The organism is Paenibacillus sp. FSL R7-269, assembly GCF_000517865.1.
Lineage (GTDB): Bacteria > Bacillota > Bacilli > Paenibacillales > Paenibacillaceae > Paenibacillus_AQ.
This window is the reverse complement of sequence record NZ_ASPS01000018.1, coordinates 35,461-50,778: the sequence shown is the minus strand read 5'-3', so window position 1 is coordinate 50,778 and position 15,318 is coordinate 35,461. Positions and strand designations below refer to the sequence as shown.

The following is a 15,318-nucleotide window of genomic DNA, read 5'->3' as shown; positions in this document are numbered from 1 at the left end:
ATTGAATACAGCCATCATTACTAATCCAGTACTATGGGCAGATGTCCCGGATGTGGATGTGATCCGGGTCGGTCCAGTGTTCTATATGGTCAGCACCAGCATGCACTCGATGCCGGGCTGTCCGATTATGAAATCGGTGAATCTGAAGGACTGGGAGATTGTGAGTTACGTCTTTGATACCTTCGAGGACACTCCGGCCTTCCGGCTGGAGGACGGCGAAGGGATTTACGGCGGCGGTTCCTGGGCTGCCTCGCTGCGGTGCAGGAACGGAATCTATTATGTATGCTTCTCTTCCAATGATACAGACCAGTTCTACATCTACCAGACCCGGGATATCGAGCATGGACCGTGGGCGCGTTCGGTCATCCCGGATCTGCACCATGACCCGGCGCTGCTGCTGGATGAGGACGGCCGCAATTATGTGATCTACGGCAACGGGGATATCCGCATCCGGGAGCTGAACGAGGACCTGACCGGATGGATGAGCCGCGGAACGAAGCAGCTGCTGCTGGAAGGCGAGCGGCAGGGCATTATGCTGCGGATGGAAGGCTGTCATGCCCATAAGCGTGACGGGTATTATTACCTGTTCTTCATTGAATGGCCGGCAGAGGGCAACATGCGCAGACGCCAGCTATGCTACCGGTCCCGGGAGCTGCTCGGTCCTTATGAGCGCAAGGTTATTCTGGACGATAACCTGGGCTACGAGAATCGCGGTGTAGCGCAAGGCGGGCTGATCGATACTGAGGACGGCGACTGGTACGCCGTGCTGTTCCAGGATCACGGGGCAGTTGGACGTGTTCCCTGCGTATTCCCTGTGAGCTGGGAGAACGATTGGCCGGTAATCGGGGATGGCGGCAAGGCTCCGCTGAGCTTCGGGACGAAGCTGCCTGCGGATGAGCCGAAGGCGATTGTAATCAGCGATGAGTTCGACTATACGGAGAACCGGCTGGCGCTTCAGTGGCAATGGAACCATAATCCCGATAACGGGCTATGGTCGGTTACCGAGCGGCCGGGCTGTCTGCGGCTGCGTACAGGCAAGGCAGCTGATAGCGTCGTAACGGCGCGCAATACGCTGACCCAGCGGACGGAGGGTCCGGCTTGCAGTGCCGAGACGATGCTGTATCTGGGCGGCATGAACGAAGGTGACCGGGCCGGGATGGTAGCTCTTCAGTCCGGGTACGGCACGGTTGAGGTGGCCGCCGGAGCGCAGGGACAGTTCACCGTGGATATGTGTATCCAGGGTGACGACGGCGTTGAAGTGGTGGAGAGTATCCCGTTCACGGGTGAGTGTATCTGCCTCAGAGTCGATTTCAACTTCGAGGATGGTGTGGACGAGGCCCGGTTCTTCTACTCAGGGGGCGGTGAGGTCTGGCATCCCATCGGGCAGACGCTGCATATGCAATATACGCTCGATCATTTCATGGGCTACCGGATCGGCTTGTTCAATTATGCGACCCGGCAGCCCGGCGGCTATGCCGATTTCGATTATCTCCGTTATCACCGGCAGGATTAAGACCGGGTCTGGAAATGGGATGCATATTCGCTGGGTGTCATCGATGTATGCTGCTTGAATATTCTTCCGAAATACGTCAGGCCCGTGAAGCCGACCCGGAAGGCCACCTCCTGAATCGGATACCGGCGAAGCTGGAGCAGGCGGCTGGCCTCATGCACCCGCAGCATGTTCACATATTCGATTAAGGTCTTGCCGGTGTTCTTTTTGAACAGATGACAAAAGTAGTTGGGGGTTACGCAGCAGATCCGTGCGGCCTCCTCCACGGTCAGCGGTTCATGGAAATGGTTGCTAAGGTGAATCAGCAGGGGCTGGATGCCTGTCTCCTGCCGGTCTCTTTTGGAAGGCGGTGCTGTGAACTCGGCCAGGGGATAAGCCAGACCCAGGGAAGAGAACAGGCCGCCTTTTATACATAATTCATACCCGGGACTCTTGCTCTGGTAGCTGAAAATAATCTGTTCAATGCATCCTCTGATCTGGCGGGTAACCGGCTGGTCCGCCCCATAGAAGGCAGGCAGCCTGATTTCACCGGAGAGCAGCGGCCGGATATGCTGAAGCTCAGTCAGGTCCCGTATACCGTTCAGCAATGCTTCGTTGTAGACAACCGCATACAGCTCACTGCCATCCTCTGTCGGATAGGCCGCATGAATCTGCGGACGGCTGACGAAGGCAAGCTCTCCCTGCACCAGCTCTCTGGAGTGGGGGCCGACCTGGACGCGGAAGCGGCCCTTGGTCACGAGAATCCATTCGAGATGGTCATGCCAGTGAGGCGGAATAATACTGCGGTCCGGAAAGCAGATATGAAATACATTGATGGGGAACAGGCCCTCGGGAATTTCCGTGTGCTCTTTTTTCCATGGATAAGGCTTGTCCTCGAACGCTCCACTCATCTTAATCCCTCCACACAATCGTAATATCGTATGATAGATGCGTACTTTTATGTATAGTATAGCGGCTTTGCACTCTTTATAATGTGGTTGCAACCTTATTATAGAACTGTTGGAGGGATCGCGCTATGTTTCGTGAAGAGAATGGCAGACTAATCAGAGAATATGATCATGAGAGAGTCTGGATAGAGCCTTGGGGAGAGCATTCGCTGCGTATCCGGGCTTCGTATGCGGAGATTACCGATGAGCAGTGGGCACTTCTGCCTGCTGTGCAGACGCTGAGTCATATATCGATTACCCCAGAGCGCGCGAGCATTGTGAACGGGAATATCCGGGCGGAAATAACGGACAAGGGGCAGATCTTCTTCTATAACCAGCATGGCAAGCTGCTCCTTAACGAGACGGAGGATACCTATCAGTTAAAATACGGGGGCAGAGAGCTAAGCGCCATCCCCGGCAGCAGTGACTTCTCCGTGAAGCTTCGGCTGGAAGCGGACCCGCAAGAGAAGCTGTACGGCATGGGGCAGTATCAGCATTCCTTCCTGAATCTGAAGGGCTGCTCGCTGGAGCTGACCCACCGCAACAGTCAAATCAGTATTCCGTTCGTGCTGTCCAGCGCCGGTTACGGGTTCCTGTGGCATAATCCGGCGATCGGACAAGCGCATTTCAGTCTGAATGTGACCGAATGGACAGCTCCGTCCACCAAGCAGCTGGATTATTGGATCACTGCCGGTGACTCGCCTGCCGAGATCGAGGAGGCTTATGCCAAGGCTACGGGAACCGTGCCGATGATGCCGGATTATGGCATGGGGTTCTGGCAATGTAAGCTCCGCTACCGTACGCAGGAGGAATTGCTGGAGGTGGCGAGGGAGCATAAACGGCGGGGGCTGCCGCTTGACGTCATTGTCATTGATTTCTTCCACTGGACGAATCAGGGGGACTGGCGGTTCGACCCGGAATATTGGCCTGATCCTGAGGCGATGGTGCAGGAACTGCAGGAGCTGGGCATTGAGCTGATGGTCTCGGTCTGGCCGACTGTCCAGACGGAGAGCGAGAATTATAAGGAGATGCTGGAAAAAGGGTACCTGCTGCGCTCGGACCGCGGGGTGCGGACCCAATTCCAGTTCCTCGGCCAGAACGCGATCTTCGATGCGACGAATCCGGAGGCCCGCAAATTCCTGTGGGGTCTGATTAAGCAGAATTATTATGACAAAGGGATCAAGGTCTTCTGGCTCGATGAGGCGGAGCCGGAGCTGACGGTCTATGACCATGATATCTACCGCTATCATATCGGCTCCAGCAAGCAGATCGGCAATATCTATCCGATGAAATACAGCCAGACCTTCTATGACGGCATGGCCGCTGAAGGCCAGGAGAATATTATCAATCTGGTCCGTACCGCCTGGGCGGGCAGCCAGCGCTACGGGGCGCTTGTATGGTCTGGAGACATTCACTCCAGCTTCAAGGTGCTCAGCATTCAGGTGCGGGCCGGACTGAATATGGCCGTGGCCGGGATTCCATGGTGGACCACCGACATTGGCGGCTTCCACGGCGGCAATCCGGCAGACGCCTCCTTCCGGGAGCTGATGGTCCGCTGGTTCCAGTATGGTGCGTTCTCTCCGGTATTCAGGCTGCACGGGGACCGTTCACCTTTTGTTGAGCCTACCGGAACACGGGGCGGGGGCGTATGCGGAAGCGGCTCGGATAATGAGGTGTGGAGCTACGGGGATGAGGCGTATGTCATCTTCAAGGAGTTCATGCAGATGCGGGAGCGTCTGAAGCCGTATATCCGCGGACTGATGGAGGCTGCACATGAGAAGGGCACGCCGCCTATGCGTCCATTGTTCTATGATTTCCCTCAGGACCCGGCGGCCTGGGATATCGAGGACCAGTATATGTTCGGTCCCGATCTGCTGGTCGCCCCGGTGTTGGGCGAGGGTGAACGGGCACGCAAGGTGTACCTGCCGTCCGGCTCAGAGTGGACCCATGTCTATACCGGTACTGCCTATGCTGGCGGACAGGCAATTATGGTCGACGCGCCGCTCACGCAGATTCCGCTGTTTGTGCGGGACGGTGCCGTGCTGCCTGTGCTTGGCGGGGTTGAGGAGTAAGGCGGAAATTATAAGGCAAGAAGAGTAAGGCCATTGAATACGGCTATACTCTTGCTTGCTCACAACGGTACAAGCTAAGTAGAGCAGCGATTCTCCTGATAGTGGAGGGTCGCTGCTCTACTGTGTGGACCAAATGTATGCGAAAAATCGAACACATTGGGCCGGCTTAGAGGTGCATGGCGCAAAGGTAAACATTACAGGGGTTAAAGAAACCTTGGATCAGCTTGGGCATGATGCTTTCCTGGCCTTAAGCCGGATTTAGTTGGAAATTCTCCACCTGCTGAGGAACGGAGGAGCCGTCGCCGGATAGCAGATGGAAAAACAGCACTTAATCTGCTGCAAATCAATCAGAGCAGAGGAAATGCGCGAAATTAAATGACGTTTATCCAACTATTTCCTTCAGATGCTGCGAATGATCACAATTAAGTTGCGTTTTTCCAACTATATAGATTGAACTAAAAAACTTAAGTTAAGGGAAAGTGGCGGAGGGGAATTTTGGAACTGGAGGAGCGGTAGCGACCGCCTTTGTGTTTGGATTTCTACCGCGAGGAGCGGTTTCAATCAGGAAATCCAAGCACAACAGCGGCCGGAAGTCCAAAACTTCTCTGGAGTCACGGCTAATCCTAAAACATAAAAACCAGTAGTTCAATTTATATAATTATTAATGTTACTTGAATGCGCCATTGTGGCAGCCAGTTCATGCATTCTTGAAATGTCGATTCCCCCCTACGTCTCCTTCCGAATCAGCGGTTGTTTGGAAGCCAGCCGCTCCCGGTAGGCGCGGGGAGAGAAGCCGGTCAACTGCCGGAACTGGCGGCAGAAATGCTCGACATTGGCGTAGCCGCAGAGAGCGGCGATCTCGGCGATTTTGTGCTGGCCGAAGCCCAGCTTCTCCTTGGCCAGCCTAATCCGGCATTGAATGACATCCTCCATGCAGGAGATGCCGAAGGCTGATTTGTAGATGGTCTGGAGGTAGCCGGTGCTGATGTGCAGATATCCGGCCATTGAGGATACGGTCCAGGGGTGGCCGGGATTGCTGTACAGCGTCTTGCGCAGCTCCAGCAGATTATAATACTGTGGCGTCAGCTTGTCCTGGGACGCTTCGGACAGCTTGTTGAACAAGAGGCGGAACAGGTAGTCAATGGACAGCTCCCGGTAGTCGTTCTGGAACGAGTTCTCCAGCGTCAGCAGCTGGAACAGCTGATGGCAATATCCGGGGTCGGGCAGGGAGAATGGACTGCCGAGCGGCAGGACGCTTTCGGTGATATAGGATTCATCCGCATCGAAACGGACCCAGTCGTTGACATATCTTTTGGAGCAGGCGCGGTAATAGATGTTGTGCCCTGGAGGATACAGAGCGACAGAGTGAGCGGGAAATTCCTTCAATTCACCGTCCACTTCGAACACCGCGGGAGTCTGGGTCAGGACAAGAAGCCAGGCGTCCAGTCCTTCGGGGATACTGTAGACGAAATTGGCCGGATGTGCGGCATCGTATTCCACGTAGTGAATTGTGGGCATGGGCTTCTCCTTTCTTCGGATAGATCAATTAATGGTCAGTAAATATCATTGTTAGCATGTCAGTGAATCTCTATAATTTGTAGTGGACATAAGAGTAAATTTGAAGGTTAATCGAACAGTTCGTAATTATAATTATTAGAAATTATCAATAGGAAGGAAGATTATGAATCCATGATACCACAACAAAACGAAGATCGGAAAGATATCCTTTGCTATACAAGACTGCCGCAGGAGGATATCGTGTATGCTTCGAAGCTGGCTTACAGTATGCACCTGGCTTATAAGACCGATGGGGGCCAGTATCAGGCATTGAATCATAACTCGGGTGTCCTGTTCGCCAAGGCGAAGGAGAATGAGGATGGGACGCTCCGGGCCAAAAGCCTGAAGAAGCCGTATCTTTTCTACTTGGCAGACGGGAATTTCGGCGTCATTGCTGTGCGCACCGAGGCTGACGGGGAAGCAGACGAACAAAGCAAGGGGAAGGTGCTGCTGTTCACTTCGGCCGATCTGCTGCAATACAGTGAGATTGGACTGCTGGAGCTTAAGGCGGACACTCATGTAAGCGATGTCTCCTGCACCTATGACACGGAGCGCAGCGGTTACCTGATCCAATGGATAGACGGGCAGGGCCAGGGCTATGAGAATTTCACTGCCGACATCATGAGCCTTACGAATGTCTCAGCACCGGTGGAAGCGGAGCCGTTCACGCTGGAAGCTGTGCAGACTGATATCGAAGGAATCCAGCCGCGTAATAGGATCGCTGTCTCCGCCGAGATAGCCCGCAGACTCTTCTGCAAGCTTACGGTACCGGAGAATATTGCTGTCGTAGTACCGGACCGTGTGAATGCGGCATCGGTGGAGGATGTGAAGGCGATCCGGGCAACGGCCCTATACAGTGATGGAACGGAGGCTGCCAAAAGAGTCCGTTGGAACACGGATGCCATCAACTGGGACAAGGCCGGAACCTACAGCATCTCCGGGGAGATCCATCAGGATCACTTTCCATTCCCGATTGCACTTAACCGTGCGGACCCCTGCATTGCAGAGTGGAAGGGGAAATATTACTTCATTGCGACTAATGATGCAGATAAGGAACATACGTTGTATATGAGGGAAGCCGATACGATTCCTGGTCTGGTGACAGCCGAGGAAGCCTTGATCCTCGATGCCTTCACTTATGAAGAGATTGGCGGCCTGCTGTGGGCGCCGGAACTCCATATCATTGAAGAAGAGCTGTATATTTTCCATGCTGCAACACCCGGCGAGTTCTTCCATGAAGAATCACATGTGATGAAGCTGAGTCCGGGAGGCAATCCCATGAATGCTGCGGACTGGTCCAGGCCCCGCCGGGTAGTGAAGAAGGATGGAAGCTATCTGTGCGAAGCAGGCGCAACAATTTCGCTGGATATGACCGTCATCCGCTGGAACGGCCAGCTCTATGCCGCATGGTCGGAGCGCCAATTCCTGCCGGTGGATCTGGGAGCCTGGGTCTACATCGCCACGATTGACCCGCAGGAGCCGTGGAAGCTGACCAGTGATCCGGTGCTGCTGACCCGGCCGGATTACGGCTGGGCCAATAACCATACGTTCGTGGATGAAGGTCCGTTTGCTCTGTACACTGAAGACAAGCTGTACGTGACTTTTGCCAGTGCAGCGGTGGATGCCACTTATGTGGTCGGTCTGCTGACCGCAGACAAAGGGGCTGATCTGCTGGATATCAACAGCTGGACCAAGGGCAATTATCCGCTGCTGACCTCCAGAAGTGTGGCGGGGGAATATGGTCCGGGTCATAATTCCTATGTAACGGACGAGGACGGGGTCATCTGGAACGCCTACCACGCCAGACCGGGAATCGAGGGACCACGAAGCTCCGGCCTGCGGCGTGTGCATTTTGACATTGATGGTGCTCCGGTTCTGGATCTTACCGAAGAGAAGGACCTGAATCCGAGCCTGAAGCAGGTATCGATGGAAGTCATCGTAGGCTAGACTCCAGGCCCGTCTAACTCTATAATATTCCTTGACATCCGGGAACCCTTGACCATTCACTTAGGCCGGGGTTCCCTTTTTTTCAAGATTGTACTGGAGGAGTGGATGCCAATATGTACGGGATCATTATTGTTGACGATGAGCTGTTTGTCCGCAAGGGCCTGATTGGAATGATTGACTGGGCAGGCAGCGGGTTTCAGATTGTGGATGAGGCGGACAACGGGGAGGATGCGCTGGAGCTGATCCGGGCTAAGCGGCCGCAGCTCGTGATTACTGATATCCGCATGCCGGTCCTGGATGGCATCGGGCTGATTGAGGCGGTGACGGAGGAGCAGCTTGGAACGGAGTTTATCATTATCAGCGGATATAACGATTTCCGGTATGCCCAGCAGGCGGTCCGGTATGGCGTGCTGGACTATGTGCTGAAGCCGATTAATGAGCATGAAATTGTGAAAGCGCTTCATAAATTTCGCGATCAATTCACTGCGCGCAAGCAACTCCATGACCAGCTGAGCATCCATGAGGGAGAGAAGCGGCTGGAGGCGCTGATCCGGGGGGGAGCGGCGGATGAGGCGCTTGATGCCTGGGAGCAGCAGTGGATAGAGGCGGGAGCCCGCCAGTTCACCTATGTGCTGCTGGAGGTGAACAATGTGTTCCCTTGGAGCGGTCAGCCTATGCCCGGGAAGGCAGAGCTGAAGGAGGCGATCCGGCAGGCGGTGCAGCAGCTCACAGCAGAGACTCCTATTGTCTACGGACATCGGCGGTTCTTCGGCTTCATTGTGCCGGATCATTATCTGGCGAACCATAAGGGAGAGCTGCGCACCTTCCTGACAGATGGTCTGAGCCTGCTCTACCAGCTCTACCCCCTGGAGATTCAGGCGTATACGGGCGGGCCGGTAAGCTCACTCCAGGAGCTGAAGCATTCCTATACCTCGGCTAAGGAGACTGTGGAGTACAAATATGTCCGGCCTGCCCAGCCAATCCTGATGTCCTCGGATATTGCCGGTCTGTCCCTGAACTATATTCATGCCAGCAGCGAGGTGTTTCAGGCGCTGATTGAAGCGATTGAGGAGAATAAGCAGGCAGAGATGATGGATGCGATCGGTAAGCTGTTCACAGAATTTCAGGAGAAGCTGTTCTCCCGGGAAGCGATGAAGGCGGTTGCCATTCAATGCGTCCATAGTGTGTTGCATACCATACGGAGCATGGAGGGGGATGAGAAGCAGCTGGCAAGTCTTGTCCCGATGATGAATTGGACGGATCATAACATCACGCTGGCGGAGCTGAGGTCCCTGTTCGAAGCTTTTGCGCTGGAAGCGGCGGAGCGGATTCAAGGGCTGTACCAGAGCTATGGCAGCAGCGGGCTGTACCGGATCAAGTGCTACGTGGACCGGAACTTCCATGAGAATCTGAACCTCAAGCAGATCGCAGGCCAGTTCTATATGAACTCAGCCTATCTTGGCCAGGTGTTCAAGAAGAATTACGGCATGTACTTCAATGACTACCTGCTCCAGCTGCGCATCACCGAGGCCAAAAAGCTGCTGCGGCAGACCGATCTGCGAATCTATGAAATTGCCGAGCAGGTCGGCTTCAAGAATGCCGATTATTTCGTCACCCAGTTCGAGAAACTGGAGCAGAGAACGCCGACAGAGTACCGAAACCGGACGGGCAACCGTTAATGCCAGGAGGAGGCACAGCATGAAGCTGCTGAATAATATCCGGCTCAGGAATAAAATGTTTCTCGTCTATTTCCTCGGGGTCATCGCTCCGATCATTCTCACAAATGTGATCTTCTACAACACGATTACCGGAAATGTAAAGGCGCAGCGGATCAAGGACATCGATCTGGCGGTGGAGCAGATCAAGAATGAGTTCCGGCTGATCGTGGATCAGGCCGTGGGGTTATCCTCTTTTTTCTACGCGGATTACAAGACCAATGAGGTGCTTGACCGTAACTTCACACAGACCGAAGACTATGTTGAGGCCTACGACCTCTATCTGCGATCCACCCTGAACAACTATTCTCCGTTCTCTTCCTCGCTGCAAAACAAGACCCTCTATGTGGATAACCCCACACTGCTGAATTCCGGGAATATCGGTATCCTGTCCAGGGAGATCCGGGAGAGCCTCTGGTATAAGGAATGGATGCAGGAGGCTTCCTCCCAGCCGCTGTTCGTCCGCATCGAGGATGCAGGCGGCCGGTTCCAGTCGTTCTCGCTGCTGCGGCGGATGGATTATTTCGCGGACCGGATGCTCAAGGAGAAGCTGGTGAAGATTGATTTTAAGACGATTGATCTGATGGAGGTCTTCGCTAATCTGAACGTACACGGGGATGTGTATCTGCTGGGGCCGGAGGGCCGGATTGAATATACAACTAACCGGGCCATAGACTGGCGGGGGAAGGAGCAGCAGCTGTATGCCTCACTGAAGCAGGAGCATATCATTGATTTCGAGAAGGGATATGGCAGTATCAGCTATTTGTCCGGCTGGCGGATCGTCGGTACGGTCAATGAGAAGGAGATCATCAAGGAGGTGCTGAAATCCCGCTATTTCATCCTGTGGTCGGCCTGCCTGATGATGCTTGTCCCTACCGTTATTATTCTGATCATTACCCGCTCGATCAACCTCCGGATTATTGAGATCCTGAAGCATATGAAAAAGGTTAAGACGCAGCAGTTCCAGATGATCATGCACGGGGAGTCGCGCGATGAGATCGGCCAGCTGACCCTGGAGTTCAACAGTATGATTATGCAGATTAAGGCTCTGATTAACGATGTGTATCTAACGGAGATTCAGAAGAAGTCGCTGGAGCTGGAGCGGCGGAAGGCGCAGCTTAATGCTCTGCAGAGCCAGATTAACCCGCACTTCCTGTTCAATGCGCTGGAGACGATTCGGATGCGGAGCCTGCTGAAGCAGGAGAACGAGACGGCCAAAATCATCCAGAGCATGGCGATGATCCTGCGTAGCTCATTGACCTGGAATAAGGAGTGGGTGAGCGTGGAGGAGGAGCTGGGTTTTATTCACTGTTTTCTGGATATCCAGAAATACCGGTTCGAGGATAAGCTGAGCTACCATATCGAGGTGCAGCCCGAAGCCTACGCCTGTATAGTCCCCAAGATGGTGTTCCTGCCCTTCGTGGAGAACGCCAGTATTCATGGCATCGAGCCGCTCAAAAAAGGCGGCAGCATTGAGATCCGCATCAGCGTGACGGGGGATGAGGTGGTCTTCCAAGTGTCGGACAACGGGATTGGCATGAGCAGTGAGCAGGTTGACACTCTCTACGGATACCTCGACATGGAGGGGATTATCGGCGAGCGTATCGGTATACAAAATGTAATCTACAGGGTGACCATGCTGTATGGCGGGCGCGCAGTCTTCCAGGTGGACAGCAGACCGGGGGAAGGGACACGGATTGAGCTGAGAATCCCGGCGAATCCATAGTTTACAAAGGAGAAGCCATAATTTTACGGGTAACGAAGGAATGTAAACGCTTTTATACTAAAGGAGCACTAAACCATGAATCTACAAGGGGGAGTACAGGCAATGGGTAAAAGCAAGAGAATATGGCTTCTCGCTCTGACGGCAGTCGTCTCATTATCCGTGGTGACAGCTTGCTCGGGGCCTAATAATGCCAAGAAGAATAATACAGGGACGACGGAGCCGACAAGCGCCGCTGCTACCACAGAGACCGAACCCAAGCAAGATAAGGTAACATTCAAAATCTTCAACGGGGTGGCCGGCTCGAAGGATGGAAATACCAATGAGACGACCATCGGCAAGCTGCTGGAGGATCAGACCGGTGTCAATTTCAAGCTGGAATTCGTGGTGGGCGACCTCAATACCAAGATTGGAACCATGATTGCCGCCAACGATTACCCGGATGTGCTGATTCCCGATGCCGCTATAGAGGAAGTGCTTAATGCCGGCGCATTCATCCCGCTCGATGAGCTGATTGAGAAGTACGGGCCGAACATCCAGCGTGTCTATGGCAAATCCCTGAATCAGATGCGCTCCAAGGACGGTAAAATCTATTTCCTGCCGATTGCTGCCCAGGTGAACGATTTCATTCCTGAGCCGGAAGCCGGGGCGGGATTCTGGGTTCAGCGCCGTGTGCTGGAGGAAGCAGGTTATCCGAAGATCAAGACGCTGGATCAATATATAGAGCTGATTAAGAATTACCGCGACAAGCACAAGGATGAGAATCTGACGGGGATGGTCTCTCTTACGCATGACTGGAGATTCTTCGCCACCTCCAACCCGCCGATGCATCTGATGGGCTATCCGAATGACGGCAACGTTACCGTGGATACCAATACCTGGGAAGCCAAGACCTATGCCGGTGCAGAGTCCACCAAAAAGTGGCTGAAGGCGCTGAATGACCTCAATGCTGCCGGTCTGTTCGATAAAGCCTCCTTCGTCGATAACTATGACCAGTATATCGCCAAATTAACCTCCCACAAGGTGCTCGGCTTCTTCGACTACCGCTGGCAGGTGGATAATGCGCTGAATGTGCTGAAGGATGCCGCCCGTAAGGATCCTTCCCTGGACGGCTTCAAGTACTTCCCGCTGCCGGTAACCTTCGAGGAAGGCACGCCAGATGCTTATCTTGATCCGCCAGGGGGCCTAGTAACGAACCGTGGAATCGGGATTACCGTCAGTGCCAAGGACCCGGTCCGCATCATCCAGTTCTTCGACAACATGCTGACCGAAGAGAACCAGACCCTGATGTCTTGGGGTATCAAAGGCGAGACGTATGAAGTGAATGAGAAGGGCCGCTACTACCGTACGCAGGAGCAGATCGACAAGATTGACGAGCCGTTCAGAGAGAGCTTCGGCTTCAAATACTTCAGCTGGAACTGGCCGATGTACAATGCCACCTCTACCCTGGCTGACGGAAATGCCAAGAACGTTGCCAGCCAGCCCGAGGTCTTCCAGATGACGCTGACCGACAAGGATAAGGCAATCTTAGAGAAATACGGCGTACAGACCTACAGCCAGCTGTTCGCTGAACCGGTTCCGCGTCCATACTTCCCGGCGTGGGGCTTCGCGAAGGAGCAGAATTCTCCGGAACAGCTCTGGGAAGCCAGCAAGGATGAAATGACGAAGAAATATTTCCCTAAGCTGGTGCTGACGACTCCCGATAAGTTCGATGCAGTCTGGGAGGAATACATGAAGGAATTCGGCAAGCTGGATACTGCGGGTTATGAGAAATGGACCACTGAGCAAGTCAAAGCGAAGGTAGAAATGGCGAACCAATAGCCGGAACCGGCGGGAAGGACCAGGGCTGCACCGAGGTGCTGGTCTTTCCTGCTTGCCGCTTAGACACCCGGTGCGCTGAAGGAGAGAGATACGGATGGATAAAAATACGGTACCTGCGTTATCCCGGCCGGCGGCGGATAAGGAGCCGGGCCGGATGCGGCTGTTTTTCAAAAAGCTGGGCCAGCAGCGGGCCTTGGCAGTGATGTCGGTCCCTTTTCTAATCTGGCTGTTTGTATTCAAATATTTGCCGCTGTGGGGCTGGAGCATCGCCTTCCAGGATTACAAGCCGGCCAGGAAGTTCATGGAACAGACCTGGATTGGCTTTGAGCATTTTAAATTTCTGTTCGGGGACGACCGCTTCCTCCGGGTGTTACGCAATACGCTGGCGATGAGCTCGATTAACCTGTTCTTCGGCTTCGTCACCGCGATCACCCTGGCCTTGCTGCTTAATGAAATACGCAATATTGCGTTCAAGCGTGTAGTGCAGACTGTCAGTTATTTGCCGCATTTTATCTCTTGGGTCGTGGCGGCGAGCATCATTCAGACAACGCTGTCCCCGGATGGTACCATTAACCAGCTGCTGGTGGGTCTGGGCTTCCTTGACCGCGGCAATGAAATTCTGTTCCTGGGTATCCCGGAATACTTTTGGACCATCTTCGGAGCCAGCTCCGTCTGGAAGGACATCGGCTGGAACACCATCGTCTACCTGGCCGCTATGACGACAATTGATCCCACGCAGTATGAAGCAGCAGAGATCGACGGCGCGAACCGGTTCAAGAAAATGATCTATGTCACGCTTCCGGGCATCAAGTCTGTTGTGATTGTCCTGCTCATTATGAATATCGGATATCTGCTGGAATCGGGATTCGAGCCGCAGTACCTGCTGGGTAACGGCATGAATGTGGACTATTCCGAGAACATTGACATATTCGTGCTGAAATACGGAATTGCCCAGAGTAACTTCTCCCTGTCCATCGCAGCGGGAATGTTCAAGACGGTCGTCAGCTTCATCCTGCTGTTCATGGCGAACAATGCCGCGAAGCGTATGGGCGAAGCCAGACTGTATTAATAAAGGAGGCGCAGGCATGGAAACCGCAGCTGTCCAGAAGAAAAAACGCAAGCCCCGAATAAGCTCCTCCACCGGCGACCGCTTGTTTGTCATTGGCAACTACTGCTTCATGATCGCACTAATGATCGTTACCCTGTATCCGTTCGTGAATGTCCTTGCAGTGTCGCTTAACAACGCGCAAGACTCTATCAAAGGCGGAATCTACCTGCTGCCCAGAGAATGGACGCTTGCGAATTACACTTATATTCTGAGAGAGGCCACGATTTTTCATGCGACCTTCATCTCCGTGCTGCGCACCGTGATCGGAACGGTAGTCACCGTCTTCTGCTCGGCCATGCTGGCCTACACGCTTAGCAGACAGGATTATGTGCTGCGCAAATTCATCACGGTAGCTTTTATCATGACGATGTACTTCAACGGCGGCCTGATTCCCAATTATCTGCTGATACGGGATATGGGACTGGTCGGCAGCTTCTGGGTCTACATTCTTCCGGGGATCATCGGGGTGTTCAACCTGATTATTATCCGTTCCTTCATTGAAAATCTGCCGGAGAGCATCATCGAATCGGCGAAAATTGACGGGGCGGGGGATTACCGGACCTTCTTCAGCCTCATTCTGCCGCTAACAGTGCCTGTCCTTGCCACGGTGGCGCTGTTCTCAGGGGTGTTCCAGTGGAATTCGTGGTTCGATGTGTTCCTCTACAATTCCTCGGATGAGAAGCTGAGCACCCTGCAATACGAGCTGCAGAAGATTCTGCAGAACTCCAATACCACCACCGGCACCTCTTCGCTGGACGGAATGATCCAGGGAGCTACCGGAGGCCAGCAGAATGCGGTCACGCCAATGTCCGTGCGGGCAACGATGACGATTGTAGCTTCCGTACCGATTATTATGGTGTACCCGTTCCTGCAGAAGTATTTTGTCAAAGGCATGATGGTCGGCGGGGTTAAAGGATAGAGTGTCTAATTGTATACAAG

The 15,318-nt window shown here is 53.8% G+C and carries 10 protein-coding genes; 8 read left to right on the top strand and 2 right to left on the bottom strand.

What is annotated here, in order from left to right:
- Position 1 precedes the first annotated feature (1 nt).
- Positions 2-1,513 carry a glycoside hydrolase family 43 protein gene (locus C162_RS08290; protein WP_036693442.1) on the top strand — a complete coding sequence of 504 codons (1,512 nt, stop codon included), beginning with the start codon at positions 2-4 and terminating at the stop codon, positions 1,511-1,513.
- Here the strand turns inward: C162_RS08290 and C162_RS08285 are convergent.
- Positions 1,510-2,400: a helix-turn-helix transcriptional regulator gene (locus C162_RS08285; RefSeq protein WP_036693440.1), complete on the bottom strand. Its 891-nt coding sequence runs from the start codon at positions 2,398-2,400 to the stop codon at positions 1,510-1,512. The two genes, C162_RS08290 and C162_RS08285, sit on opposite strands and share 4 nt — an antisense overlap.
- A gap of 125 nt (positions 2,401-2,525) precedes the next feature.
- Here C162_RS08285 and C162_RS08280 point away from each other — a divergent pair, with 125 nt between their 5' ends.
- Complete coding sequence (locus tag C162_RS08280; RefSeq protein WP_036693437.1) at positions 2,526-4,508, top strand: glycoside hydrolase family 31 protein; 1,983 nt, start codon at positions 2,526-2,528, stop codon at positions 4,506-4,508.
- 726 nt (positions 4,509-5,234) lie between these two features.
- Here C162_RS08280 and C162_RS08275 read toward each other — a convergent pair.
- A complete protein-coding gene (locus tag C162_RS08275; RefSeq protein ID WP_036693436.1) occupies positions 5,235-6,026 on the bottom strand; it encodes a helix-turn-helix transcriptional regulator in 792 nt (263 codons plus the stop codon).
- A 171-nt stretch (positions 6,027-6,197) separates the two neighbouring features.
- Between C162_RS08275 and C162_RS08270 the strand changes: the two genes are divergently transcribed.
- From C162_RS08270 to C162_RS08245, 6 genes are all read left to right on the top strand, one after another.
- On the top strand, positions 6,198-8,012 hold the full coding sequence (locus C162_RS08270) for a family 43 glycosylhydrolase (RefSeq protein ID WP_036693434.1): 1,815 nt from the start codon (positions 6,198-6,200) through the stop codon (positions 8,010-8,012).
- Positions 8,013-8,125: 113 nt separating this feature from the next.
- Positions 8,126-9,691 (top strand): response regulator, encoded by a 1,566-nt coding sequence (locus C162_RS08265; protein WP_036693432.1) that lies wholly within the window; start codon positions 8,126-8,128, stop codon positions 9,689-9,691.
- 19 nt (positions 9,692-9,710) lie between these two features.
- Positions 9,711-11,453 carry a sensor histidine kinase gene (locus C162_RS08260; protein ID WP_036693430.1) on the top strand — a complete coding sequence of 581 codons (1,743 nt, stop codon included), beginning with the start codon at positions 9,711-9,713 and terminating at the stop codon, positions 11,451-11,453.
- A 75-nt stretch (positions 11,454-11,528) separates the two neighbouring features.
- The gene (locus C162_RS08255; RefSeq protein ID WP_235218376.1) at positions 11,529-13,271 is read left to right on the top strand and encodes an ABC transporter substrate-binding protein; all 1,743 of its coding nucleotides are present in this window, start codon (positions 11,529-11,531) and stop codon (positions 13,269-13,271) included.
- Between the two features lie 94 nt (positions 13,272-13,365).
- Positions 13,366-14,340, top strand: coding sequence for an ABC transporter permease (locus C162_RS08250; protein WP_036693425.1), 975 nt, complete (start codon positions 13,366-13,368; stop codon positions 14,338-14,340).
- Positions 14,341-14,356: 16 nt separating this feature from the next.
- Entirely contained in the window at positions 14,357-15,298 is a 942-nt protein-coding gene (locus C162_RS08245; protein WP_051493316.1) for a carbohydrate ABC transporter permease, read from the top strand.
- The last annotated feature ends 20 nt before the right edge of the window (positions 15,299-15,318 follow it).

What these genes read in the sequence shown, in the direction of transcription:
- C162_RS08285 (WP_036693440.1), bottom strand. Translation starts at nt 2,400, where the DNA reads ATGAGTGGAGCGTTCGAGGACAAGCCTTATCCATGGAAAAAAGAGCAC.
- C162_RS08280 (WP_036693437.1), top strand. Translation starts at nt 2,526, where the DNA reads ATGTTTCGTGAAGAGAATGGCAGACTAATCAGAGAATATGATCATGAG.
- C162_RS08275 (WP_036693436.1), bottom strand. Translation starts at nt 6,026, where the DNA reads ATGCCCACAATTCACTACGTGGAATACGATGCCGCACATCCGGCCAAT.
- C162_RS08270 (WP_036693434.1), top strand. Translation starts at nt 6,198, where the DNA reads ATGATACCACAACAAAACGAAGATCGGAAAGATATCCTTTGCTATACA.
- C162_RS08265 (WP_036693432.1), top strand. Translation starts at nt 8,126, where the DNA reads ATGTACGGGATCATTATTGTTGACGATGAGCTGTTTGTCCGCAAGGGC.
- C162_RS08260 (WP_036693430.1), top strand. Translation starts at nt 9,711, where the DNA reads ATGAAGCTGCTGAATAATATCCGGCTCAGGAATAAAATGTTTCTCGTC.
- C162_RS08255 (WP_235218376.1), top strand. Translation starts at nt 11,529, where the DNA reads ATGAATCTACAAGGGGGAGTACAGGCAATGGGTAAAAGCAAGAGAATA.
- C162_RS08250 (WP_036693425.1), top strand. Translation starts at nt 13,366, where the DNA reads ATGGATAAAAATACGGTACCTGCGTTATCCCGGCCGGCGGCGGATAAG.
- C162_RS08245 (WP_051493316.1), top strand. Translation starts at nt 14,357, where the DNA reads ATGGAAACCGCAGCTGTCCAGAAGAAAAAACGCAAGCCCCGAATAAGC.